Raw genomic sequence first — 25,401 nt, forward strand, 5'->3', positions numbered from 1 at the left:
CTAAAAAACGGGCACACTCAATCGTGCCCGTTTTTTATTGGTTTAATTTTGTTACAGTTCAGTAACTTCCTTTTTTAGCGCCAATCATATACGCTCAAATCAAAGTCAGCCTACCGCTCTAGCGGTGAAAGTCTGTGTTGTCACTTGCAAGGATCCTTATGAATATAAAAAGAATTGGCCTAATAGCCATCTTTGAATTGCAACGCTTGTTTGCAACGAAACGCGGATGGATAGCCATCGCCGCATTTGTTTTGGTTTGGTATGCCATTTTGCGCTACGCCATTGCAGAGGCGGTATCCATTGTCAGCGACCCCAACTTCAAAAATATGATCCAGAGTTTTTCCGGCGCCGTTGGTATGCATCGTATTGCCCAGTGGCCTGAAATGGAACTTGCACTGTACTTAGTTTGGTCAATCTTTTTGTTTCCTCTTTTTGTGATCTTTTCAAGCGCAGATCAAACCGTAGAAGATAGAACTCGCGGCACACTGAGATTTCTAACTCTGCGCACATCTCGCGCGGAAATTGTTGTTGGCCGCTTTGTTGGACAGGTATTCAATACGTTGCTGCTCATAGCGATTTCTGCTGTAGGTGCTTGGATATTAATGGTGGTGCGCGACCCAAGCTTATGGCTCACAGGGCTTACCCGAGCGACATTAATTGTTTTAGAGCTAACGCTTATTACTGCACCTTTTATTGCCCTGATGTCTGTGGCTAATCACTTTGCTAACTCAAGCAAAATGAGCATGATTTACGCGATTTTGACCTACTTAACACTCGCCACTTTGGTCGCTTTTGCACTTGAGTACAGCCCTTACGCAGAGTACCTTTTTTATCTTTTTCCTGGATTCCAAGGCTCAGAAACCATCGCACAGAATATCAACCTCACTCGCTTTGCTACACCGGTGCTGCATAGCCTCGTATTGATTGCAATTAGTTGTGAACTATTAAGAAGGCGCGCGCTATGAGTTGCATTATTGAAGTTAATAATTTAGTGAAAGCATATGGACGAAAGCGCGCACTAGATAACGTATCTTTCACCCTAAACGCAGGTTCACCCATTGCACTTGTCGGCCCGAATGGTGCGGGTAAAACCACCCTTTTTAGCACACTTTGCGGATATCTAAATGCCGATGCTGGCAGTGTTCAAATTTTGGGCTACAAGCCTGGCAGCGCTGCGCTTTTTGGCCGACTTGCGGCACTTCCACAGGATGCTCAGCTTGATCCAAGGTTTTCTGTCAGTAATCAGCTACGTTTATACGGACAACTTCAAGGTTTAGATGCGAAAGCGGCCGAGAGTGAAACGCACAGAGTGCTTGAGCTTGTCGACCTCAAAGACTGTTATCACGCCAAACCTCATGAGTTATCTCATGGCATGCGAAAACGTATCTGTATTGCCCAAACGCTACTTTCAAAGCCTGAAATTGTACTACTTGACGAAGCCACGGCTGGATTAGATCCCGTGAATGCTCGTGAGATCAGAAACCTAGTAAAAAGGCTTCAATCTGAAACGACCTTTATTTTGAGTTCACACGATTTAGTAGAACTCGATGATTTGTGCGATCAGGTATTACATTTACAGCATGGTAAATTAACCGCTGTTGACCGCATCCAAGAAACGGAGCTTGCCACGCTGACTGTAAAACTTAAAGAGTCTGGCACCAGTAGTCACATAGCGCTTTTGAGGACCTTACAAGGCGTTGAAGAGGTGACGGTAAATGCCAGTGGCGCCCTGCTTATTGAGTATCGTAGCGGCCAACAGGTTGATATTGATGTACTCAGGCTTTGCCGTGAACAAGGCTGGCGTTACAAGTCTTTAGTTAACGGTAAAACACTAGAAGATGAACTGTTCGGCTAGCGCACGGTTAGTTTAGTAAATTAAAAAAGCCTGCATCTTACAGGCTTTCTTAAATGATTTATAACTTCGCCAGTAACAAAGAACCTGGTCGAGGTAAACGAGGTAATATTGCTGGCGTTTTCGCATAATCCGCTGGTAAACGCTCTTTCAACTCGTTCACCTTTGTTTGGTTATTCAGTTTTTCGTATGCATAGTATCTTAGGATATCTTGATATGTTTGATTTTCAGCACTGGTTACAACATCACTGTTTAATACAGCTAATGCTTTATCGTAGTCTGCCATTTCAATGTAGGCGCGTGCCAAATCAGTAGCGCTACCGATTTGAAAGCGACTTTGCATTTTTTCAGATAAACTCTCTAGTTGCTCTGCTGCCTTCTGATATTGCCCAAGGTGCATATAAGCTGATGCCAATCTGTTTTTTAAAAATGGCGGTTGAGTAGAGCCTTCAGGAAACCAATTATTGTAAGCGGTCAAGATTGCTTCGTATTGACCTAGCTTATGATAGGTTTGGTCGAGCAAGGTAAAGCTTTTTACTTTTATATCCAGCTCTTCAAAACCATTTAACGAACCGCGGTTACTATGCCAATTTAAAATGTGTGAAACCGCTGCTGTTAGCTTTGCTTCATCATCCGATTTCGCACCTTTCGCCCCAGCGAGTAGCTCCCTCAATTGCTGTTGATATCGCGCTGACTTTTCACTCTTTTGTTTACTAGCTCCTTGTGTTACCTGCTTTTCAGAGACGATTTGGTTAGCAGCTAAGGCACTACAAGACAGCGCCGCCGTGATAATCATTAAGTGGGATAATTTCATTTTCTTTTCCTTGTTTAGTGTTTTAACTCTTTGAATATTGAAACTTTTCGAGTGAGATACGGCTAATACTGAATGACCTAATGACACATGTTCATACCGGTATTGATGTTCGGACAACAGTAAGCTGGCCAAATCGTATCTATATTTATCACTCAGTTTTTCCATACAGCTTTCATCGCAGCTGAGTTCGATTTGTTGTCGCGCCAAATTTGCTAACAACAAACAGAGTGGATTCCAAAAGAAGACGCTTTCAGTCGCACATATTAGCCATAACCAATATGTGTCCTTATGCCTGATGTGCGTTAACTCATGCTCAATCACGGAATCGAGTTCTGGTCGACCTTTCATCTTAAAATCTAACCAAATGGTGTGCTGTAATGGGCCTGTCGTAATTGCTGGGGTACTCAATTCTGTAAATTTTACGGTGCAAAACGAGTGTAGATATTGATGCTCTTCACTGATGTAGGCACCTTTTTCTATGCCACTTAGCAACCTTTTATACGACTGTACTCTCGCTAGAAATAATCCTCCACCTACCACTGTCAGAAATACAAACAAATTTGAAAACGCTTGGTTTATGGTATAGCCAGAAAGCCAGTTTGATTCGGTTTGCAAAGTGGTTTGCTTGATGCTGTTCGGTGGAGTTGACCCTGAGTCTGAAATAGAACTCACCTCAATAGTGTAAAGCTCGAGATTTATTAAAAAAGGGGGTGGGGAAAGTTGCTGCCATGGAATTAACCAACTCAATAACCCTACTACCAACACATAAAAGCGCGTTCGTGCAGGCGCAGTTTTCAGAAAATAGCAGCTAGTCAAACTAAACATGCTGAGCAAGCTTGCGGTGAGTAAGTAATCAAACATTAGTCGCTCTCTTTCTTCTGTTTTTTGCTCTTAAGTAGGTTTTGTAAATACTCAATATCATCATCGTCTAAACTCTCTTCTTTAATGAAATGAGCTATCAGGCTGCGTGAACTGCCTTTAAAAAAGCGATCCATAAAACGCGGTGTAACCTGCTGTGAAAGCGCTTGCTGAGTCACTTTTGCTTGATAGACGATTGACCTCCCCTGCTGACCACAGCGCTCGACCGCACCTTTTTGCTCTAGTCGATCTACGATTGTTTTGACTGTGTTATAAGCCACTTTTTTTGCTCTTGTATCATCTGCAAGAAGATATTTATGAAGCTCACTGGCAGTACATGCATTTTGTTGCCAAAGTAACTTCATCACGTCTAATTCAAATTCACTTAGTTTCACTTATCACCTCTATTACTACATTTGTAGTTTTAAACCACTACAAATGTAGTTGTTAGTACCCATGAAGTCAACTAGAAATTTTTGGTGGGACACAGAAGGTGAAACCTTTACATGAAAGCAGCATTACCTTGAAGGAAAGTGAAGGCTGTGCAACAACTCCCCCAAGGAGCCAGGGTGAGAGCATACTTCGTTAACGACCATTAACCGAAGATAAGCTCTGCTCTGAATTCATCGTCAAAGCTGGCCCGAACACACTTACCACGTATCGAATCTTTACGGCCTGTGTGCTGTTTTACCAGATTGCGAACGACCCGTCTGAACAGCGCCATGTTTTCCGCCGAAATCGGCTCACTGATCTGGCAAGCATCTTCCTTAAACACCACATCCAGTACCCAATGCTGCTGGTTCTCGATGTGCCAATGGTGGCGGATAGCTTTTTGTAACATCTGTGCATCAGGCTCAACTGAAGTGACATAAAAGTGCGTGTCTATTTTTGTTATCGACTCGGATTTTTTGTGTCTTTCAACCGCGACTAGCGAAGTGAGTTCAGGCCATTTTTCTCTTATCTCTTCAGGCAGATTGCCTGTGTTTAGAGCATAAGTGATGCGTGTTTCCTGACGTCCATGACCATTGCTGACTTGTACATCTTCAGGCAAATTCTTTTCTTCTTCAAAGGCTGTTTCAAAACATGAAGTGACTGCTTTATAGAGTGTTTTCTGATTTGCTTTGACCTGAACCAGATAGTCAGCCCCTCTTGAAATCAATGCTGAAAGTGTCGCTTTCTGACAATGTAGTGCGTCTAGTGTGACGATAGAATCTGAAATATCGAGCACATCTAATAAGGCCCTAACTGCCGGTATCTCATTGGACTTATTTTCTACCGTTCGCTGATACAAAGTTAAACCAGACTCGCAATCAAAAGCAGACACCAAATGTAAGTTATCCTCACGCTTTTTACTGGCACCGCGCAGAGTTTTACCATCAAACGCAATGATTGGCTTACCAGACTGAGAGCGCTGTTCGTTGACCCAACTGAACAAGGCCAAAACCAGAGAGTCAGTTTCTACTGTTTTAAGAATACGTGCAATGCTATGTCGCGTTGGAATACCGTGCTTAAATGCTCTGAACTGCCTGAGCCAAGGCAGTTTACTGTGCCCGAACACCTCGATATCTTTCCAGCCTTCACAACCAGATAAAACCGCCGAGATGATAAGAAACAAAACATCAGTAAGATCATGATGTTGATTGATAGAAGAACGCTTATCTTCAACAAGTTCAAGGTGGCTAAATAACGACATAATTAACAAGTAGATAGTGATAATGTGGGCGTTATTAGATCAGAAAAAGACCGAGTGTTAAAGCCTTTTTACAAAGTGTGATCCCGCCGTGCCCAAGGAGCGCATTTTGCGTTCCTTGGTTAAAGCCTTTGTATGAATAATAACAACTCAAATTAGGGTAAAGTGAGACTCAAGTTTTAGCTACAACTAAAGCTCTCTATGTTGTAGTTCTATTGAACGCTGAAGGACGAATCGCTGATTATGAACGCTGATTATGAACGCTGATGTGATGAACGCTGATGTGATGGACGCTGATGTGATGGACGCTGATGATGGACGCTGACACCCACCGCTAATGTATTTAAGCGTTTGTATAGTATAGATTACCCGTGGTGTCGACGAATGTGCGTAATTAAGCCCTCTTTATTAAACTCAAGTGAAACAATATTGGTTTTACTATACTCAATCGCTTTATCTAAATGAGTAGGCTTTACTTTACCTGATTCGGTCATTTTTACAAAGACGACATTAGCGCCAACCATTACCTCATTTATTTCTATTGAACTATGGATGATTTCATCTTTTAATTTATTAATCATATCCTCTCGGAGTTTAGATTTATCTGTATAAGTAAATTTAAATTTGACGTGTTCATCGATAAAGTCATCAGAAAGCAATGAGATATAGTTTTCTATCTCTTTAATTGTTGTATTGGGTTGTTGACGCGCGTTTTTTGCCGCTACAAATACTTTTGCTTTCTCAATTAGTTGCTCTGATGTGAAATTATCATTTGCACTACTAGAAAATGAAAAAAGAAAACAAAATAACACTAATATAAATTTATTCACGGTTTTTTCCTTCCTGCTATGCCTAGACATAATGAATCCTACACGATGCTAGCCTCCGCTTCTTCGTGAGTTAGCTTAAAGCCAGTGCCATACTTAGTTTGTCAAATAACTAAACAGTAGAGGCTAGCATGAATGAACAAACATAACATACTTTTCATTGGCATAGGTACTTATAAAGAGCTTGTTAAAGTCGCTTATGGTGAAGAATAACGAGGCGCTCAAACCGTTCATTTTGGTCAAGAAGCCAAATCGCAGCAAATCGCTGACACCCACCACTAATTTGCACCTTCCTAAGATACCGCCTACGCTTTAATTCTGCACTCAAAGGATTGAGGAAACCAAACTATGGCAACTGCCCGTAAAAAACAAATCAGTTTAACCGACACCAAATACTACCACTGTATCTCCCGTTGCGTAAGGCGCGCGTTTCTGTGCGGTGAAGATAAATTTACTGGAAAATCATACGAACACCGCCGGGGTTGGGTTGAAGAAAAGCTCCTGATGTTGGGGTCTGTGTTTTGTATTGATATCTGTGCTTATGCTGTGATGAGTAATCATACTCACATTGTTTTATATGTTGATGATAAAAAGGCTAAGCGCCTGTCGGATGAAACGATTGTGATACGATGGCACAAGTTGTTTAAAGGCAATTGGATAAGCCAAAAATTTATTGAAGGAGAGCCACTCAGTGAGTCGGAGCAATTGATACTTGATGAGCTGGTTGGGGCCTCGAGCCCGAGTGGGTGTTTATGAGCCCTTGATAGCCATATTCTCATTGCTGTAAACATAACGATGAACAAAAGGTCAAACCTACCTAGTTAAACCCGTTATAGGCAAGGCATTCAATGCCGCGTGGGTGTATTCTACTTTTTGGGTGACTAGGTTCGAAACTCATTAGGGGCGCTGAAAGTCAGTTAAGCCCGAATATATGTCAGAGCAGCACCTTATTTAGGGTGACTCAAAGTGACTGTTTATCAATACATACAAATAGTAAATGAGAGATAAATAAAAGAAGCAACAAGGCTGTTAAAACAACCTTGTTGGATGAGTATTACTTGACAGCAGCTGAGCGTCCATATATGTCATCAATGATTTGTGGCATTCAAGGCAAGTATTCAATATTAAAGAAATGGCAGCTATCACTGCTAAGCATTTTTAGCAGACCTATAAGAGAAACACGAGAACTGTTACCTCGATATGCAGTCGACAACATATTTGTATCAGATAAATTTAAGCAGCGCTCTACGGAGTTTGAAATTACCACTTACCGAGATGGACTAACAACAACTCTCAAGGAATGACGACGTTATTTAATACCTAGATCATTAGGCGTTAAGTTAAGTGCTACAACTAACACACGCTTTGGCGAGGAACAAACACTTAAATTGCTAAACTTGGACTCTGTACGGGAAATTGCCCCGCACAGAGTTGATGCTTTTTATCTCATCCCTTTAAGAATTTCGACAATTTCTAGGGTGTTTTCAAGTACCCTGATGACCCTACCTTCAACGCTTATCGTTACGAAATCCCGATCTCTGTCGCGATAAATCACTTTGCCATGGTCGTAGATATCTGGATCTAAGCGATCCCCAACTTGGAGCTTCTTTTGCCAACCCGGCGGAAGTGACTTGCCCTGCTTCAACTTTTTCTCAAGGCCCGGCGGTAACTTCTCCGGTTTTGCATTCGCCTGATTTAAACCTAAAGTCAGACTAAAGGTAAGTAGAGAAAGTACAATAACTTTATTCATAACAACCTCTCTTTTAGAGCGCGGCGTCATGCGCTTTGTGAACACAACGCCGTCTATAAAGTATTGTTAATAGTTTGAAATAAAGCTTATTGATATAAACTGAACAACAATCACTAATATTTAGATTGATTTAGTTTTGTTAACGCTTTAACGGAGAAACGTTCAATGGCGAGCCCCAACTGAAGTCCAAACTTCTCAGCAACGCCTTTTTTAGCCTTATAAGCCACCTTATAAAGCTGGTGACTTTCATTTAGTGACATAAGTAAATCATCACTGGTTGAGATTTCATCGACTAGTTTAAGTTCTAACGCTTGTGTACCAAACCAATGTTCTCCAGTGGCCACTTTCTCAATATCGAGATCGACACGATTATCAGAGACAAAGTGTTTGAACAGACCATGCGTTTCTTCAATCTCTTCTTTAAACTTTTCTCTGCCTTTATCCGTATTTTCACCAAACAGCGTGAGTGTACGCTTATACTCACCAGCGGTTACCATTTCAAAGTCAACGTTATTCTTTTTCAATAAACGATTGAAGTTGGGGATCTGCGCAATCACACCGATTGAACCAATAATTGCAAATGGCGCTGCAATAATCTTATCTGCAACGCAGGCCATCATATATCCGCCACTTGCAGCCACCTTGTCTACACAGACAGTTAGAGGAATACCTGCTTGCTTAATGCGCGTAAGCTGCGATGCACCAAGTCCATAACCGTGAACAACCCCACCACCACTTTCTACCGACACAACAACCTGATCCTTTGCTTTATCTGCAATCGTTAAAATAGCATTGATCTCTTCTCTTAAACCCGCGACTTCGTGAGCGTCCATACTTCCGTTAAACTCAAGATAAAAAACGTTTTTCTCTGCTTCTTTATCTTTATTCTTTTGCGCTTTTGATTGCGACTTATTTAGGGCTTTTAGCGCCTTTTTATCAAGCGTTTGCTGCAAAAACTGCTGTTTAGATTGCGCCAGACTGTCGCTTAAATCGGTAACTTCAATTTCACCCTTTTTCGATTTTGGTTTTGAGCTTGCTCCCACCATCAAAATAATGACTACTGCAATACCAAAGATAATGGTTACTGTCTTGGCTAGAAATAACCCATATTCAAACAAAAATGCCAAGTCGTTCTCCTCATTTAGCTCATAAAGGGGCCCATTTAACTCAATATTAAATAGACACAAAAAAGGCCGCTAGCTGCGGCCTTTTATAGTCTCGAAAAATGTCTTAGTTTGCAACAACATCCGGGTTAGATACTTGTAAAACCAAACCCTTTGACTTCAAGAAGCTTGCAACTTGTGTTTGCATTTCGATTGACGCCGCTGCGTGTCCTGCTGCTGTGCCACCGGCTTTTTCATCAAAACCTGTCGTCAAGATTGAACTATGGTGACCTTGAGAAAACTTCACCACATAACTTCTAGGTGTTCCGTCTTGACTCATTTGCGTTTCACTTGCAGGCATTAAGCCCATGAAACCAGCAAGTGGTAAGCTACCAGACAAGAAGCTACGTTCTGTTGTTGGAGGGATAACCAAGTCAGCTGCATTGCCATCAACACCACCCGTAACAACGCTCATATATACTGGTGTTTGTAGCGCTTTCACGGAAGCTGCATAGTTAAGTGGATCGGCACTACCTAATGCGGTTTGTGCTGCAAAACCAAACTGCGTCACCGTACCATCAATCAGTTCTAATGTCGCGGTGTCTCCAGCCGCTTCTAAATTCGCTCTAAACGTTCCATATGCACAAGAAACATATTTGCTTTGATCCGCAGCAAACGTACCACAGTCAGCAATTGCGCCTTCTTGCAGATAGGCATTAAATGCTTGCGATGCTAGGTTACCTGCAGAGCTTAACACGGAGCCTTGAACAAACGGGCCAAATGATTTTGACTCAATCAAGAAATTAGCAATGCCCGAGCCACCACTTGCAAGTGCTGCTGACTCAACTTTAAAGAAACCATCAATTGCTGGATTTAATGGTGCATTAGTTTGAGCGAGGAAGCTTGGGCCTACAACCGAACCAAGCGAGTGACCTAAGTAACTAACTTGCTGGGTATTAAAGTTAACTTGACCGCCAGATGCCAGATTAATAAAGTTTAAGCCTAAACGTAAACCTATTAAATCTGCTGCTGATTGCTTTAAGTTATCACGCGCAACCAACAACGATGTTAGATTCATGTATGACAACACGCTACCTGTCGAAGCATTAAAATCATCTGTGCCATCACCATCGATATCTAAACCGCGAGCACCGTGCATTGGGTGATCAATCGCAACTGTGGCAAATCCAGCTTGTGTTAATGACAACGTCAAGCCAAGCATGTCTTCTTTTTTACTCGTGATACCATGTTGCAAGATAACAACAGGCCAGCCGCCTTCTGGGCGCTGAGACTCATCCGCAGGCATTGTGATTTGCACAGGAACATTAGCAAGCCACTGCTCTTTAGGGATTGGATTATACTTAGTCAAGAACTTAGTACCATCTAAACCTAAATCTCTCAACTTTCCACCCGAAAGTGTATTACAAGCGATATCATTTGGTTCTGTTGGCTCTGGTAAACCACCAGCTTGCGCCGCATATCCAGCGACAGCCACCGCGCTGTCGCAGCGTGCTTGCCAATAGGTGTCAGCTAGCGCAGAGATATCTTTATTTTTTGGTTGTGATAAGTACTGAGGTAGTTGTATTTGACCTTGCAATAACCGCACGCTTCTAAAAGCAGGTAAAATAGCATCAGGCACTTTTCCTGCAAGTGCATCTGCAACGGTGATCACAGGTTGTGCAGGTACAGCGACAACAGGGTTAGCACCGCCTTGTAGTTTAGCGGCTAACAATTGCTTAGTCGCCGCCAATGCGTGACCAGTCGACTGTGTCGTCATTGCAGCAGTATATATAATCTCTTCTTTACTCACCGAGCCCGCTGCAGTTACCGCCCCTTCATAGCTACGAATCACAGCCTGTAGAGACTTCTGAGCATCTGTTACCAATGGCGCGTCTTGGCGCAACAACGTATAAGTTGAAGAAGCATCTACACTTTGGCCTTTTGAGTCTTTAAGAGCTTTGGTCAAAACGGTGATATACGTAGTTTCTGGTTTGAGTGGTTTTACTGGGATAATAACTAAACCGTTACCTGTGCTATTAGCCATGGTAACGAAATCACCATCAGGGCCAAATTGTAATTCAGCAATTGGCTTACAAGCGATACCTGAAGGCACCTGAGCACAGTCTTCGTCGGTTTGTAATGGTCCACCCATTGCAACTTCAAAAATTCGTACAGCGCCCGGAGTTATGACGCTTTGCGCATCAAGTGTCAAACCATTCGGTGTCGTCATGTCGATAACATAAGGCATTTGTGTCGACCAACCATCTAAGGCGCCAATCACAATACTTGGGTTGGCGTAGCTTGCACGCGTTACCAGAGGGTTACCTTCACCATCTTTCACTCCTAACATTTCGTCAGGTAGATTTAAGGTACCGTCTTGAGTGCCGGATAAAAGGATATCGTTTGGAACTGAGATCACACCACCTGATGGATCAAATTTAACAGAAATCGTTGGAGAAACGGGTGTTGTATCATTTTTTACATCTTCTAACGTTTCACCGCCTCCACAGCCAGCAAGTGCTGCTGATACTGCGAGTGAGAGTAGCATTTTTTTCATTTTATAGGCTCCGACATAATCTTATTATTATTGTGATAATTCTCGTTAAATCTATGTAATTGCATTTTTAATAAGACATTAGACCAGTTAAACTTAACTCAAACTTTGTTATTTCGCCAGCCATATTTACAATAAATTCGCTAACTTGCTACCGCATTGTGATAAAATAGCCCAAACATCTTAATTGGAGTCCAGAATGCAGACTTATCAAGCTCCTGAAAACGCACTTGCGAATAAAACGATACTAGTAACAGGTGCTGGCGACGGCATCGGCCGTGTTGCGGCAATTAATTACGCCAAATATGGTGCAACGGTTATTTTATTGGGCAAAACCACCAGTAAACTAGAAGCCGTTTATGATGAAATTGTTAACGCCGGTTACCCACAGCCTGCAATTGTACCTTTAGATTTACGTGGTGCAACCAAACAACACTTCCGAGACTTGGCTGCCACTATCGAGCAGCAATTTGGGAAGCTTGATGGCTTGCTAAATAATGCGTCTATTTTAGGCTCTTTAGGTCCAATGGAACACTTTTGCGTTTCAACCTTTGAAAACATAATGAAGGTAAACGTAACAGCCCAAGCGGTGATCACTAAATCGCTATTCCCAGTAATGAGAAAAGCACCTAACGCTTCTATCGTCTTCACTTCATCGGGTGTAGGACGTAAAGGTCGTGAGTTTTGGGGAGCATATGCAATTTCTAAATTCGCAACCGAAGGTATGATGCAAACTTGGGCCGAAGAAGTGGGTAAAACCAATATTCGTATCAACTGCATTAACCCAGGCGCGACAAGAACAAGTATGCGTGCATCAGCATTCCCTGGTGAAGATAAAGATAAACTAAAAACACCTGAAGAATTAATGCCAACATACCTGTACTTGATGTCTGATGACTCTATCGGGGTTAATGGCCAATCTTTAGATGCCCAAACCTACTAACTAGTACTTTAAAAGGCTGCAAATCCACAATTGCAGCCTTCTATATTATTTAAGTTAATCTCTCGGCAAGGTTTCAAACGCCAGCACTTGCTCTAATTTTTCATCCCACTTCGCTTTGCTCGCGATAAATAGGTGTGCAGTTGGCGTTAGGCTCGGTGCATCATCTAAACTACCGGCAGGTACCACTAAACCAACAGGCTGCTGGTTTGGTAATGCCGAGCCACAACAAGCACAAAAGGCTTTAACGTGCTTAGTATTCGGTAAAGTAAAGCGTGTAATTAACTTTTCGCCCGTAAGCCAAGTTAGCACTGCATTTTGAAAAAATAAATTCGCAGCATGTGCGGAGCCTGTGTCTTTTTGACAATACTTACAATGACATAAATAAAAGCCCTGTGCATTGCCCTCTACAAGATATTTAACCTGACCACACAGACAACTACCAGAAAACATCTCTTTCATTTGCATCTCCTTATCAAATACAAAAACACCAGCTCACTAGGCTGGTGTTTTAAAAAAGCTTAAATTACTTTCTTCTTGGGGTTTTGACCCTTTGATTATGCTTTTTCACTGCTTTGCGGATCTTATTGATTTTCGCGCGCTTGTCTTTGCGCTTTTCTGGCATGACCGACAACTTAGTTTGCTGCTCGGCTCTCATGCTTACCGATTTACGTAAGTAGTTAACATCTTCTAATTTTAATTCTTCCCATCCACCTTGTGGCAAGCGCTTGTTAAGCTCCAATTTACCATAACGGATACGGATCAAACGCGACACTTCAACATCTTGCGACTGCCAAAGACGCCTGACTTCACGATTACGCCCTTCGGTCAGCGTTACATTGAACCACTTATTCAGACCTTCACCACCAAGTGGCTTAATCTTAAGGAATTTTGCAGGACCGTCTTCTAGCTCAACGCCTTTGGTTAATGTACGCAACGTTTGGTTTGTTACTTCACCAAATACCCGGGCAGAATACTCACGCTCGACTTCGTATTTTGGATGCATCAAGCGATTAGCGAGCTCACCATCATTGGTAAAGAGCAACAGGCCTGATGTATTGATATCTAATCGCCCAATTGCTATCCAACGGTCACCATCTAACTTTGGTAGCCTATCAAATACAGTGCGACGACCTTGAGGGTCGCGACGAGTACACAGCTCACCTTCAGGCTTATGATACATAAGTACGCGACAGATGCGCTCTTCTTGCTGCTCTATTTTAACAATATGTCCATCTACACGGATCACCGAAGTCTCTTCCACTCGGTCTCCTAGTTTGGCAACTTTTCCATCTACACTTACGCGGTTAGACTCAATATACTTTTCCATTTCGCGTCTTGAGCCAACGCCAGCTCTTGCCAATACTTTTTGTAGTTTTTCACTCATTCAGATGGTTCTCTCACAGAAGGATCGTTTAATAACTGTTCTATTTTCTCATTATGTTGTTCAGGTAATCGTGGTAGTTCCCCAAGACCAGATAATGAGAAGTAATCTAAAAATTGTTTTGTCGTTGCATACAATGCAGGCTTACCTGGTACCTCTTTATAACCCACCACTTTTATCCACTCGCGATCTATCAAGCTTTTGATAATATTAGAACTCACGGTAACGCCGCGCACTTGCTCTATTTCGCCTCGAGTGATTGGTTGTCGGTAAGCAATCAATGCCAAAGTCTCAAGTGTAGCACGTGAGTATTTTGGTGCTTTTTCCTGCCACAGTTTACTTAGCCAAGGGCTCAAGCTCGGGCAAGCTTGAAAACGGTATCCGGTACCAACCTCAACCAGCCTTACACCGCGAGTTTGATAATGATTTACCAGTGTTTCCAGTGCCTGATCAATACGCGGTGATGACACGCTGATATCTTCCAGCACAGTTTCTTTTAAGCGCTTTTTAGATAACGGCTTATCTGAAACGAAAATCGCTGCTTCAACTAATTCAACCAGTTGTTCATCGCTAACGCGTCTTTTCATATTTTATGCTTGAAGATAAAAATGCGGAGTATAGCAGAGGCTGCAGCCATCCCCTAGCCTTTTAAATGCAGGTAAATCGACGCTGCCGTTGCTGACTGAATATAGTCAACCAATTGCTCCTTAATGAGTTCGAGCATGGCAATAAAAGTAACCACCACACCACTGCGCCCTTCGTCCAAGGTGAAGAATCGCGCAAATTCTACCGGCTTATTCTGTTCTCGTAGCAATTGCAATATAAAGCTCATACGCTCTCGGGTTGAAAGTGCTTCTGCGGATATATGATGGTGCTCAAAGGTCTTGGCTCGGGCCATCACTTCCGACAGCGCCAAAAGTAATTCCCTCAGTTCAATGTCTGGGAATTCTGGCTCAGTGTCGGTACTACTGTCTACCAACGCATGAGCGACAAAGATATCACGCTCAACACGAGGGATCTCATCTAAGTTCTCAGCGGCTTGCTTAAATTGCTCGTATTCCTGCAAGCGCCTCACCAGCTCTGCTCTGGGATCTTCCTCTTCCTCTAACTCTTCGTGTTTTGGTAGTAGCATTCTTGATTTTATTTGTGCCAGCAAAGCTGCCATCACTAAGTATTCACCCGCAAGTTCGAGCTGCATGTCCTTCATCATTTCAACATACTGAACATACTGCTGAGTAATACTAAAAATCGGTAATTCTAGAATATCTAATTTATGTCTTTTAATAAGATAAAGCAGTAAGTCCAACGGGCCTTCAAAGGTCTCTAAGATAACTTCTAAGGCTTCGGGGGGAATATAAAGATCTTCCGGCTTTTCAATTACCGCTTCACCGTGTAAAAATGCCAGCGGTAATTTCTGTTGGAGTGCTTCTGTCATCTCAACATGCGTTATTCAAAAGGCGACGTATCGCCACAGCCACGACGCAAAATTTCAATGGTGTCTTCGGACATATCAATAACTGTGGTTGCTTGCTCGACTAAATAGCCACCATGAATGATCAAGTCTACGTGCTTCTCAAGACGCATACGGATATCATCGGGGTCGGACTCAGTAAACTGCTCTCCTGGCAAAATCAAAGAGCATGACATCAAAGGTTCACCCAGTGCTTCCAACAACGCGCAAGTAATTGGGTTATCAGTAACACGGATCCCGATGGTTTTTTTCTTCTCATTGAGCAAACGACGAGGAACTTCTTTCGTCCCTTTAAAAATAAACGTGTACGGACCGGGCGTATTATTTTTAATCATCCTAAACATTTGATTATCGACACGGGCATAGGTCGAAAGCTCCGACAGATCACGGCATAAGAGAGTGAAGTTATGGTGCTTTTCGATACCGCGGATCCGCTCTATCCGCTCCTTAGCTTGCTTATTACCGAGGTTGCAACCAATAGCATAGCCGGAGTCGGTTGGAAACACCACCACGCCACCTTGCTCAATAATATCAGCCGCTTGGCGAATTAAACGCGTTTGCGGGTTATCTGGGTGAATATGAAAAAATTGACTCATAAGCTTATTCCTCTTTGCCTCCCCAATGACGCCAAACTCCTTGACAATCTTTAGGTAAATACAAGTTACGACCAAGGTCGACCCAAGGCATTGGGAAGTGGAAATCTGACCCTTGGCTTGCTAACAATTCAAACTCTTGACTTAGTCGTCCCAAAAACTGGCGCTCAGTAGGCGCTTGCTGCGGCTGTGCAACTTCCATCGCAGCTCCCCCAACCGCTTTAAAATCAGTAATTAACTTTCTTAGCCACTTATTCGACATCTTATATCGAGCAGGATGCGCCAACACACTTACTCCACCCGCTGCGTGAATAGCAGTAACGGCCGTTTGTATATCGCACCACTGACTTGGCACATACCCAGTTTTGCCACGTGCTAAAAATTTATTGAAAACGCTTTGCACGTTTTTAGCCACGCCCCGCTCAACCAGCACTTGAGCAAAATGCGCTCTGGTGATCTGCGCAGTTTGGGCAAGTGCAAGGGCATCTTCGTAGACATGCTCATAGCCCTTTTTGGCTAATCGCTCGCCGATTTCTTTTGCTCTGGCTTCTCGCTTTTGCTGCTGCTCGTGCAGCAACTTTGTTAATGCATCATGCTCAGGGTCAAAATTTAATCCAACGATATGGATCTCAAAGCTTTCCCATTTTGTGGAAATTTCAACGCCATTAATAAGTTCTAACGTGAGATTATTTTGGTTAATGTAGTCACGGGCAGGCTGGATCGCATCTATCGTGTCATGATCTGTAATTGCAAGAATATCAACGCCTTTTTCCGTTGCTCGCTCAAGCAATTCATCAACAGCTAAGCGGCCATCGGAAAAAGTAGTATGGCTGTGGAGGTCATATTTAATCAAAATGTATTAACTATCTCTATGAATTATCAACGTTTTGATTATATCACAAGTTAACTGATACGACCTTAGGTTATTTTCTGATATTTGCCCTTGACACTTGTAGCAAGAATAGGGTTTACTGTAGCTAATTTAGATTAAACAACGAAATATTCACAAATGAACAAACAAATTCAAAAAAACATTTGGTGGTGGCACTCGAACTAAGCGGGTGTGTTTCGTTATATCTACGATTTATCAACCCGCGCAATGTCGCGGGTTTTTTTATACTTTTTAGAGGCTTATATGAACAACAATATCACAGTAAACACAATTTGGTGGTGGTGGATGCCCTAGCGGGACGGTATTGTTGTGTCTGAACAATAACCCCCGCAGAGCTTAGCTTTCGGGGGTTTTTTATTTTCTAAACAGAATATCTAGAAATTAAGAGGAATGAGGTTTGATTTTTAGTCATATAACGACCACACCAGGTGAGGTCACCAGCATAAGACAAAGGCGCGATTATATTGCCAGCCCACTGTCTTTATACGCAGGTTTAAACAAAGCAAACTCGTTACTGCTCGAATCAGCAGAAATAGAGTCTAAAGACAATGTGAAAAGTATCGTGCTTGTGGATAGTGCAATTCGATTCGAATGTAACGGCGCCCAAGTCATTGCCAAAGCCTTGTCTAACAATGGTGTTCAGTTGCTGCCGTATCTTGCACAAAAGGTCACAAACTGTGACGTGATCCTCAATGATAATACCTTGACGCTCACGTACAACGCATTTGAAAGTGACATTGATGAGCATACAAAACTAAAAGCGGATAACGCCTTTAGTGCGCTCAGAACTTGTATCAATGAAATCAAACGTAACTCAGACACGCCATTTTCCGTCTTTTTAGGTGGTGTATTCGCCTATGATATGGTGGCAAACTTCGAGCAACTTCCTGAAGTACCAGATGGGGACAACGACTGTCCCGACTATGTTTTCTATCTCGCCGAAACCTTAGTTGTGATCGATCATCAAGCACAAACCACTGAGCTCATTGGCAATGTTTTCAATGGCCCTGAGGTTCACGCCAATTGTTTTGAAGTAGGCAAACAGTTGGAAGAGCTAAACAGTCAGTGTGACCAAATCACTGAATTTCAGTTTGAGCCGCAATGTGGCGGCGCAGAACTCAAAGTCAATGTGAGTGACGACGAATATTGTCAACACGTTGAAAAGTTGAAAACCAACATTATCAACGGTGACATCTTTCAAGTCGTTCCCTCTCGTACTTTTTCACTCCCTTGCCATAACTCACTCGCCGCCTATAAACAGCTCAAACTACAAAACCCTAGTCCTTACATGTTTTATATGAAGGATGAACGCTTTGTGCTATTTGGCGCATCTCCAGAGTCGGCACTCAAATACTGTGAGCAGAGTAACCAAGTTGAAGTCTATCCCATCGCAGGAACGAGACCACGAGGTAAGTTTGCTGATGGTAGTATCAATCCGGATTTAGATAGCCGCATTGAACTTGAACTGCGCAACGATCAAAAAGAGCGTGCAGAGCACCTTATGCTGGTTGACCTTGCCCGTAACGATGTCGCGCGGATCAGTATTGCAGGTACTCGACACGCAAAAGAATTATTGAAAGTGGACCGCTATTCACAAGTCATGCATTTAGTATCACGCGTCGTTGGCCAATTAAAGCCGGATTTAGATGCGCTTCACGCCTATCAGGCTTGTATGAATATGGGCACTCTCGTCGGCGCGCCAAAAGTTAAAGCCGCAGAACTTGTTCGCCATACAGAAAAGCAGCGTCGTGGTAGTTACGGCGGCGCGGTAGGTTATTTGATGGGCAATGGCGCGATGGACAGCTGCATCGTAATTCGCTCCGCGTTTGTAAAAAATAACGTTGCTTACGTGCAAGCGGGCGCGGGTGTTGTGTTTGACTCAAATCCACAAAGCGAAGCAAATGAAACTAAAGCTAAGGCCATGGCAGTGATTAAAGCAGTGCAGTCCACGTATGAAGGAGCAAACCATGACTAAGGTATACTTTTTAGATAATTTTGATTCTTTCAGTTATAACCTTGTGGATGAGCTTAGTTTGTTAGGACTCGACTTGGTCGTTTATCGTAACAATATCTCTGCCGAAACCATTTTCAATAAAATGTGTGCAGAGGTTGATCCTGTGATCTTAGTTTTATCACCTGGACCTGGCGCGCCATCGGAAGCAGGCTGTTTGCTCGAGTTAATTGAGCTATGTAAAGGTAAATTCCCCATGCTTGGGATTTGCCTCGGTCAACAAGCCATAACCCAAAGTTATGGTGGTGAAGTTGGCAAAGCGGGTGAGACGGTACATGGCAAATCTTCTATTATTGAAGCGGATGAGCATCCGGTATTTGCCGGACTTGGGACACAATTCCCCGTGGCGCGTTATCACTCTCTGATGGCAACAAGCGTACCACCAGCACTACAAGTGATCGCGAGATACCAGGCCATTCCGATGGCTATCTATCACAGTGAACACAAAGTGATTGGCTATCAATTTCACCCAGAATCAATATTGACCCCCAATGGCGCTCAGCTATTACAACAAAGTATCGCGTACCTTAGCGCTTAGGAGAGCACGATGGAAAAGTTACAACCTCTATTACAGCAACAAGATTTATCGTTCGACGCCGCCAAATCCTTGTTTAGCGATATTATGGCTGGACAACTGAGCGACATCGAACTTACCGCAGCGCTGCTTGCGCTAAAGTTTAAAGGTGAAACAGCGGCGGAAATAGCCGGAGCAGCTCAGGCTATGCGTGACCATGCCACCGCATTTGACAAGCAAGACCTACTCGCAGCAGACAGCTGTGGTACGGGTGGCGATGGCACAAATACCATCAACGTGAGTACCACCGCCGCCATTGTCGCCGCAGCATGTGGTATTAATATGGTCAAACACGGTAACCGCAGCGTGAGCAGTAAATCAGGTTCCGCGGATTTACTAAAAGCACTTGGGATCAACATTGATATGACTCCCGCACTTGCAGAAAAGTGCTTAGCAGAGACGGGCTTTACCTTTTTGTTTGCACCGCATTACCACGCTGGTGTAAAACATGCCATGCCAGTTCGCACGCAACTAAAAACGCGCACGATATTTAATATTCTGGGGCCATTGGCAAATCCAGCCAAGCCAGAGGTGCAATTACTCGGCGTTTACGACCCTGCCCTTGTTTTACCCATGGCTGAAACGTTAAACCGCTTAGGCACGAAACGAGCGATGGTAGTTCACGGTAGTGGCACAGATGAAATTGCCCTACACGGCGAAACGCTAGTCGCAGAAGTAAAGCATGGTGAAGTGACGCAATACACCGTTACCCCAAGCGATTTTGGACTAGAAAACTATTCACTTGAATCTATTGCTGGTGATACGCCAGAATATAACGCGAAAGCGAGCCTTGCGATTTTAAATGGTGAAGGCGAAGCAGCACACAATGCAGCGATCATTGCAAACGTTGCAGCCTTGTTGGTATTAACCGATAAGGCGTCAGATTTTAAAACCGCAAGCCAGCACGTACGCGAAGTGCTTGCAAGCAAGAAAGCCATGACAACCTTGGCTAACATTGTAGAGGTGAGTAATGGCTAACGTATTAGAAAAAATTGTTGCCGATAAAGTCGAAGAATTAAAAGCGCGTAAGGCGCAGCGTCCGTTAAGTGACTTTATCGATGAAGTAACCCCCACCACGCTTAACTTCACCGCTGCGTTGGCGCAAGCTGGGACACAATTTATTTTAGAGTGCAAAAAGGCGTCGCCTTCAAAAGGCCTTATTCGCTCACATTTTGATTTGACTGAAATTACCAGTGTTTATCGTAAGTACGCGACGTGTATTAGCGTGCTAACCGACGAAAAATACTTTCAAGGCAGTTATGAATACCTTGCCACGGTAAGAAAGCTGGTTGATCAGCCTCTGATCTGTAAAGACTTCTTTATTGATGAATACCAAGTTTATCTCGCCCGCTTACACGGTGGCGATGCCATTCTTTTGATGTTGTCTGTATTAAATGACGAAGAATATTTGGCACTAGCGAGCGTGGCCAAATCACTTAATATGTCGATTTTAACGGAAGTAAGCAACGAAGAAGAAGTGACAAGAGCGCTAGCGTTAGATGCTGAACTTATCGGTATTAACAACCGTGATCTGAGAGACTTATCAACGGATTTAGCAACTACAGAGAAACTAAGAAAGTTAATCCCCGAAGACAAAGTGGTGATTTCGGAGTCTGGCATATACACACACCGCGATGTGAAGCGCTTATCACCGATTTGTGACGGCTTTTTGGTCGGCAGTTCATTGATGGCTGAGCAGGACTTAGAACTTGCTTGCAGACGCTTGATTTTGGGCGAAAACAAAGTGTGTGGTCTTACTCGAAGCCAAGATGCGCAAGCAGCTTATGAAGCTGGAGCGGTATACGGCGGTCTTATCTTTTATCCAAAATCGCCTCGTTATGTCGACATTGATTGTGCAAAGGCCGTCGCCGATAGCGCACCTCTAAAGTACGTTGGTGTGTTCGTTAACGCACCACTTGAGCAAGTTGCAGAGTATGCGCAAATATTAAAACTGAGTGCAGTGCAATTACATGGCAATGAAGATGAACTGTACATCGATACCCTGCGAAAACAACTTCCAGTTACCTGTCAAATTTGGAAAGCACAGGGGGTGGACACAACACTGCCAAGCCCCTTCGCTGGCGTAGACAAACAGTTGTATGATACCAAAACCGATACTGCATTTGGTGGCACGGGGCAAGTGTTTGATTGGCAGCTATTAAATCGTAGTTCGAGCAATTATATGTTGGCTGGCGGCCTAACCCCCGACAACATTCACGGTGCCGTCAATATAGGTGCCGATGGACTTGACCTAAATTCAGGTGTTGAGCAATCGCCTGGTAAAAAATGCGCTCAAAAAATCGCTAACGCGTTTACACAAATTCGAAAATATTGAGGTGGACATGAGTAATTCAGCTTATTTTGGTGACTTCGGAGGCATGTTTGTGCCCGAGTTACTCGTACCTGCGTTAAAGCAGTTAGAACAGGAATTTTATAAATCACAAAAAGACCCAGAATTTCAGCAGGAGTTTTATCAACTTTTGAATGAATTTGCGGGTCGACCAACACCACTGACCAAGACACGCAACTTAGTTAAAAACCCTAAGGTTAAACTGTACTTGAAGCGTGAAGATTTACTTCATGGTGGTGCACACAAGACCAACCAAGTGTTAGGTCAGGCGCTCTTAACCAAACGTATGGGAAAAAAAGAAGTCATCGCTGAAACCGGCGCTGGACAACATGGTGTTGCAACCGCCCTAGCCTGCTCCTTACTCGGCTTAAAGTGCCGGGTATACATGGGGGCTAAAGATGTTGAGCGTCAGCAACCAAACGTATTTAGAATGCGTTTGATGGGTGCGGAAGTTATCCCAGTTACTGCCGGCTCAGGCACATTAAAAGACGCGGTAAATGAAGCATTACGTGACTGGTCTGCAAACTACAAAACGGCGCACTATTTACTCGGAACGGCTGCCGGTCCTCACCCATTCCCGACGATTGTCCGCGAATTCCAAAAAATGATTGGTGAAGAAGCTAAACAGCAAATACTAAAAGCCGAAGGTCGTTTGCCAGATGCGGTTATCGCATGTGTGGGCGGCGGCTCAAATGCTATTGGTATGTTCGCAGACTTTATTGATGAAAAAGACGTTAAATTAATTGGCGTGGAGCCGGCTGGTAAGGGCTTAGATACCGATGAACACGGCGCTGCATTATGTAAGGGTACTAAAGGTATTTTGCACGGTGCCTATACCTATATCATGCAGAACAAAGATGGCCAAATCGAAGAGTCTTACTCTGTATCTGCGGGTCTTGACTACCCAGCTGTTGGTCCACAACACGCCTACCTTCATGAAACGGGCCGCGCGCAATATGTTGGCATTACCGACACTGAAGCATTAAATGCCTTTCAAGCGCTTGCTAAACACGAAGGTATTATTCCAGCCCTAGAGTCAAGCCATGCTCTGGCATACGCACTAAAATATGCAGAAGCGCAAACCGAAGAAACGGTGATTGTTGTTAACTTAAGTGGTCGCGGAGACAAAGACTTAGCTCACGTCCACCAGGTACTATCTGAGCGAGGTGAACTATGAGACGTTATGACGCGATGTTCGCGCACTTAAATGAAAAAAACCAAGGTGCATTTGTTCCTTTCGTGACGATTGGCGATCCCAATAAGGCTCTCAGTATTGAGATCATCAAAAGTCTGATTGACGGTGGTGCTGATGCATTGGAGCTCGGTATTCCGTTTTCCGATCCCATCGCCGATGGTCCTGTTATCCAAGCTGCTAACATCCGTGCATTAGAGCAAGATGTTAATACGCAAGACTGTCTTGAGATCATCGCTGAAATTCGTCGTTACAATAGCGATATTCCAATTGGTTTGTTGCTTTACTCAAACTTGATTTTTGCTCGGGGTATTGAGCAGTTTTATCAAGACGCCAAGACTGCGGGTGTGGATTCTATCTTAGTTGCTGATGTGCCACTGCACGAAGCTAAACCGTTTAGGCTCACTGCAATGGCAAATGACATCGCGCCTATTTTCATTGCCACACCGAATGCCTGTGATGATACGTTACGAGAATGCGCCACCCGAGGTCGTGGCTATACTTATTTACTTTCGCGCGCAGGTGTTACTGGCACAGAAACGACGGCACAAATGCCAGCAACAGAGATGATAACCAAACTTATCGAGTATCATGCTGCGCCGCCCCTGCTAGGGTTTGGTATTTCTGAACCGGAGCATGTAAAACATGCGATTAGCTCAGGTGCGGCAGGTGCAATTAGTGGCTCGGCGGTGGTAAAAATCATCGAAAAACATTTGGATGACCCTAGCACCATGTGCTTTGAGCTAAAAACCTTTGTTGAGCGAATGAAAGCTGCAACGCAGAAGTAATATTACTGTCAAGCCAGTGTTAGACACTGGCTTTTCTAATATTAACGCAAGTTATCTTTCAAGGCTTTAGCTGGCTTAAACAATACCTTGTTTTGTCCCTCAATGGTGATAGTCTCACCTGTTTGAGGATTACGTCCTTGCTTTGGGGGATGATAACTTAACGCGAATGTTCCAAGTCCATTGATTTGCATCTGATCACCTTCTGACAAGCGCTTTTTAGTGACCTGTAAAATGACATTTAACACCGCCTGTGAATCTTTCTTTGTTAATCCACTAATTTCCGCCATTTTTGTAACTAAATCGCTCTTATTCATGCAAATACCTCTGAACCATTGAATGAGCGCAGCAGGCTATGGGTTTCATCAAAGAAAGTCAATGTTGATGTTCTCGCCGTATCTTGGTAAAACCCTTACAACCAACTTTGTTAGGATAAAAAATGTCATTTTTAATTGAGTACTTACCGCTCATCTTATTTTTTGCGGTTTATAAGTTTGTCGATATTTTTTGGGCAACGGGAGTGCTAATCATCGCCTCTCTAATTCAGGTCGCACACCAATACATCACTAAGCGCGAAGTCGCAAAGCGTCATTGGGTATTCCTAGCGATTGCATTGATCCTTGGTGGGATGACGATTTTCTTCCATGATGAGCAGTTTATTAAATGGAAAGCCACTATTATTTATGCCATTTTAGGTGCGGCACTACTCATATCCAGATACCTGTTTAATAAAAACTTGGTAAAAGGCGCACTCGAAGGCGTGTTAAAGTCAGTTGCTGAGAAAGAAAAAAGCGAGATTGATATTGATTTACCTGCCAAAGACTGCGACCAATTAAATCTATTTTGGGCAGTATTACTTTTCTTCATCGCAGGCCTAAACCTTTACGTTGCGTACCATTTCTCTCTTGATTTTTGGGTGAACTTTAAAGTCTTTGGTTTAATTGGGATCACCTTCGTAGCACTCCTCTTTACCATGTTTAAAATTCAAAAATATTTACCTGAAGAGTAACCATTCAAGGTTCATCTGCAGCTGCTATAGTTAACGAGTGAGAGCTAACTATAGCGGCTTGTAGCCGCCAAATATTTTGGGGAACCAATCTTGAACGCAAGCCAATACCGGTGGTGTGAACTCGTATTTGTATTCTTTGTCCTGCCCATTGTCGCTTATCAATTCCGTGATCACCTCAACAATTGGCTTTTTCCAGCACTGATCATTTTAATGGCAGTCTGTACCCATTTACTACTAACCGATCCCCATTTCAAACGCTTTAGATTAACCAGTTTGGGAGAGTTTTCGTCCGTCAAAAAACGATTATTTACCACATTTTTCGCAGGTGCGATGTTTTCAGCCATGCTCTATGGTTTAGTTAGTCAAGGAAATTGGTTTTCCCTGCCGCTCAATTCACCCAGCGACTGGTTATTATTATTAATTGCCTACCCTATTCTTTCCGTCTTACCACAAGAGTTAATTTTTAGGAGCTACTTCTTTCATCGCTATAAAAGGATTTTACCGAATAAGAACAATCGAGTTTTGCTAAGTGCATTAGTGTTTGCGCTTGCGCACTGCGTCTACGACAACTGGATAGCCGTGGCGTTATCTTTTGTTGGAGGGCTACTATTTTCTTATACCTACGCACATAGTCGCTCGCTTGCGGTGTGTGTGTTAGAGCATAGCCTGTGGGGGCTGTGGATGTTTACAATAGGAATTGGGCAGTACTTAGATTCGGGCGTAAAATTTTAGTGGCTTAGTGGAGAATAAAT

25 protein-coding genes and 1 pseudogene are annotated in these 25,401 nt (G+C 43.3%); 12 read left to right on the top strand and 14 right to left on the bottom strand.

The features are described from left to right. Positions 1-158 precede the first annotated feature (158 nt). Both JJQ94_RS15705 and JJQ94_RS15710 read left to right on the top strand, forming a co-directional pair. The gene (locus tag JJQ94_RS15705) at positions 159-965 is read left to right on the top strand and encodes an ABC transporter permease (protein ID WP_099029265.1); all 807 of its coding nucleotides are present in this window, start codon (positions 159-161) and stop codon (positions 963-965) included. Further along, on the top strand, positions 962-1,855 hold the full coding sequence (locus JJQ94_RS15710) for an ABC transporter ATP-binding protein (protein WP_099029266.1): 894 nt from the start codon (positions 962-964) through the stop codon (positions 1,853-1,855). Before JJQ94_RS15705 ends, JJQ94_RS15710 begins: the two co-directional genes overlap by 4 nt. A gap of 58 nt (positions 1,856-1,913) precedes the next feature. On the opposite strand, the gene JJQ94_RS15715 is transcribed toward JJQ94_RS15710, so the two are convergent. The 4 genes from JJQ94_RS15715 to JJQ94_RS15730 form a co-directional block, all read right to left on the bottom strand. Then, the gene (locus tag JJQ94_RS15715; RefSeq protein WP_099029267.1) at positions 1,914-3,527 is read right to left on the bottom strand and encodes a M56 family metallopeptidase; all 1,614 of its coding nucleotides are present in this window, start codon (positions 3,525-3,527) and stop codon (positions 1,914-1,916) included. Continuing rightward, positions 3,527-3,919 (bottom strand): BlaI/MecI/CopY family transcriptional regulator, encoded by a 393-nt coding sequence (locus tag JJQ94_RS15720; protein WP_099029268.1) that lies wholly within the window; start codon positions 3,917-3,919, stop codon positions 3,527-3,529. The genes JJQ94_RS15715 and JJQ94_RS15720 overlap by 1 nt, the downstream gene beginning before the upstream one ends. A gap of 200 nt (positions 3,920-4,119) precedes the next feature. Next, positions 4,120-5,217, bottom strand: coding sequence for an ISAs1 family transposase (locus JJQ94_RS15725; RefSeq protein ID WP_201435428.1), 1,098 nt, complete (start codon positions 5,215-5,217; stop codon positions 4,120-4,122). A gap of 362 nt (positions 5,218-5,579) precedes the next feature. Further along, the gene (locus tag JJQ94_RS15730) at positions 5,580-6,044 is read right to left on the bottom strand and encodes a hypothetical protein (RefSeq protein ID WP_099028695.1); all 465 of its coding nucleotides are present in this window, start codon (positions 6,042-6,044) and stop codon (positions 5,580-5,582) included. A 345-nt stretch (positions 6,045-6,389) separates the two neighbouring features. On the opposite strand from JJQ94_RS15730, the pseudogene JJQ94_RS15735 reads away from it, so the two are divergent. Further along, positions 6,390-6,767: pseudogene (locus JJQ94_RS15735) on the top strand (transposase); the annotation flags it as partial. Between the two features lie 715 nt (positions 6,768-7,482). On the opposite strand, the gene JJQ94_RS15740 reads toward JJQ94_RS15735, so the two are convergent. The 3 genes from JJQ94_RS15740 to JJQ94_RS15750 all read right to left on the bottom strand — a co-directional run bounded on the left by JJQ94_RS15740 (position 7,483) and on the right by JJQ94_RS15750 (position 11,451). Then, positions 7,483-7,791: a hypothetical protein gene (locus JJQ94_RS15740; protein ID WP_099028696.1), complete on the bottom strand. Its 309-nt coding sequence runs from the start codon at positions 7,789-7,791 to the stop codon at positions 7,483-7,485. 113 nt (positions 7,792-7,904) lie between these two features. Continuing rightward, positions 7,905-8,918 (bottom strand): protease SohB, encoded by a 1,014-nt coding sequence (sohB, locus tag JJQ94_RS15745; RefSeq protein WP_099028697.1) that lies wholly within the window; start codon positions 8,916-8,918, stop codon positions 7,905-7,907. A gap of 103 nt (positions 8,919-9,021) precedes the next feature. Continuing rightward, positions 9,022-11,451 carry a VolA/Pla-1 family phospholipase gene (locus JJQ94_RS15750; RefSeq protein WP_099028698.1) on the bottom strand — a complete coding sequence of 810 codons (2,430 nt, stop codon included), beginning with the start codon at positions 11,449-11,451 and terminating at the stop codon, positions 9,022-9,024. A gap of 196 nt (positions 11,452-11,647) precedes the next feature. On the opposite strand from JJQ94_RS15750, the gene JJQ94_RS15755 reads away from it, so the two are divergent. Beyond that, complete coding sequence (locus JJQ94_RS15755; RefSeq protein WP_010604961.1) at positions 11,648-12,391, top strand: YciK family oxidoreductase; 744 nt, start codon at positions 11,648-11,650, stop codon at positions 12,389-12,391. Between the two features lie 54 nt (positions 12,392-12,445). Here JJQ94_RS15755 and JJQ94_RS15760 read toward each other — a convergent pair whose 3' ends face one another. The 6 genes from JJQ94_RS15760 to rnm form a co-directional block, all read right to left on the bottom strand. Then, positions 12,446-12,850, bottom strand: coding sequence for a GFA family protein (locus JJQ94_RS15760; protein ID WP_099028699.1), 405 nt, complete (start codon positions 12,848-12,850; stop codon positions 12,446-12,448). A 64-nt stretch (positions 12,851-12,914) separates the two neighbouring features. Beyond that, the gene (gene rluB / locus JJQ94_RS15765) at positions 12,915-13,775 is read right to left on the bottom strand and encodes a 23S rRNA pseudouridine(2605) synthase RluB (RefSeq protein WP_010604963.1); all 861 of its coding nucleotides are present in this window, start codon (positions 13,773-13,775) and stop codon (positions 12,915-12,917) included. Continuing rightward, a complete protein-coding gene (gene scpB, locus JJQ94_RS15770; RefSeq protein ID WP_010378581.1) occupies positions 13,772-14,359 on the bottom strand; it encodes an SMC-Scp complex subunit ScpB in 588 nt (195 codons plus the stop codon). The genes rluB and scpB overlap by 4 nt, the downstream gene beginning before the upstream one ends. A 53-nt stretch (positions 14,360-14,412) precedes the next feature. Further along, positions 14,413-15,207 (bottom strand): segregation and condensation protein A, encoded by a 795-nt coding sequence (locus JJQ94_RS15775; protein WP_099028700.1) that lies wholly within the window; start codon positions 15,205-15,207, stop codon positions 14,413-14,415. 11 nt (positions 15,208-15,218) lie between these two features. Beyond that, positions 15,219-15,839, bottom strand: a complete 621-nt coding sequence (locus tag JJQ94_RS15780; RefSeq protein WP_099028701.1) for an L-threonylcarbamoyladenylate synthase — start codon at positions 15,837-15,839, stop codon at positions 15,219-15,221. Positions 15,840-15,843: 4 nt separating this feature from the next. Beyond that, entirely contained in the window at positions 15,844-16,689 is an 846-nt protein-coding gene (rnm, locus tag JJQ94_RS15785) for an RNase RNM (RefSeq protein WP_099028702.1), read from the bottom strand. Between the two features lie 436 nt (positions 16,690-17,125). Between rnm and JJQ94_RS15790 the strand changes: the two genes are divergently transcribed. From JJQ94_RS15790 to trpA, 6 genes are read left to right on the top strand one after another with little or no spacing between them, the layout of a single operon-like run. After that, a complete protein-coding gene (locus tag JJQ94_RS15790) occupies positions 17,126-18,703 on the top strand; it encodes an anthranilate synthase component 1 (protein ID WP_099028703.1) in 1,578 nt (525 codons plus the stop codon). Next, a complete protein-coding gene (locus JJQ94_RS15795; RefSeq protein ID WP_099028704.1) occupies positions 18,696-19,277 on the top strand; it encodes an aminodeoxychorismate/anthranilate synthase component II in 582 nt (193 codons plus the stop codon). Before JJQ94_RS15790 ends, JJQ94_RS15795 begins: the two co-directional genes overlap by 8 nt. A 9-nt stretch (positions 19,278-19,286) precedes the next feature. After that, complete coding sequence (gene trpD / locus JJQ94_RS15800; RefSeq protein ID WP_099028705.1) at positions 19,287-20,291, top strand: anthranilate phosphoribosyltransferase; 1,005 nt, start codon at positions 19,287-19,289, stop codon at positions 20,289-20,291. Then, positions 20,284-21,648 (top strand): bifunctional indole-3-glycerol-phosphate synthase TrpC/phosphoribosylanthranilate isomerase TrpF, encoded by a 1,365-nt coding sequence (gene trpCF / locus JJQ94_RS15805; RefSeq protein WP_099028706.1) that lies wholly within the window; start codon positions 20,284-20,286, stop codon positions 21,646-21,648. Before trpD ends, trpCF begins: the two co-directional genes overlap by 8 nt. A gap of 7 nt (positions 21,649-21,655) precedes the next feature. Further along, a complete protein-coding gene (gene trpB / locus JJQ94_RS15810; RefSeq protein WP_099028707.1) occupies positions 21,656-22,840 on the top strand; it encodes a tryptophan synthase subunit beta in 1,185 nt (394 codons plus the stop codon). Beyond that, positions 22,837-23,643 carry a tryptophan synthase subunit alpha gene (trpA, locus tag JJQ94_RS15815; protein ID WP_099028708.1) on the top strand — a complete coding sequence of 269 codons (807 nt, stop codon included), beginning with the start codon at positions 22,837-22,839 and terminating at the stop codon, positions 23,641-23,643. The genes trpB and trpA overlap by 4 nt, the downstream gene beginning before the upstream one ends. Positions 23,644-23,684: 41 nt before the next feature. On the opposite strand, the gene JJQ94_RS15820 is transcribed toward trpA, so the two are convergent. Beyond that, positions 23,685-23,957: an HU family DNA-binding protein gene (locus JJQ94_RS15820; protein WP_099028709.1), complete on the bottom strand. Its 273-nt coding sequence runs from the start codon at positions 23,955-23,957 to the stop codon at positions 23,685-23,687. 122 nt (positions 23,958-24,079) lie between these two features. Here JJQ94_RS15820 and JJQ94_RS15825 point away from each other — a divergent pair, with 122 nt between their 5' ends. Then, positions 24,080-24,649 carry an inner membrane-spanning protein YciB gene (locus JJQ94_RS15825; protein WP_010374069.1) on the top strand — a complete coding sequence of 190 codons (570 nt, stop codon included), beginning with the start codon at positions 24,080-24,082 and terminating at the stop codon, positions 24,647-24,649. A 90-nt stretch (positions 24,650-24,739) separates the two neighbouring features. Beyond that, the gene (locus tag JJQ94_RS15830) at positions 24,740-25,381 is read left to right on the top strand and encodes a CPBP family intramembrane glutamic endopeptidase (RefSeq protein ID WP_021032635.1); all 642 of its coding nucleotides are present in this window, start codon (positions 24,740-24,742) and stop codon (positions 25,379-25,381) included. Positions 25,382-25,401: the final 20 nt, after the last annotated feature.

The organism is Pseudoalteromonas sp. GCY, assembly GCF_016695175.1.
Classification (GTDB): domain Bacteria; phylum Pseudomonadota; class Gammaproteobacteria; order Enterobacterales; family Alteromonadaceae; genus Pseudoalteromonas.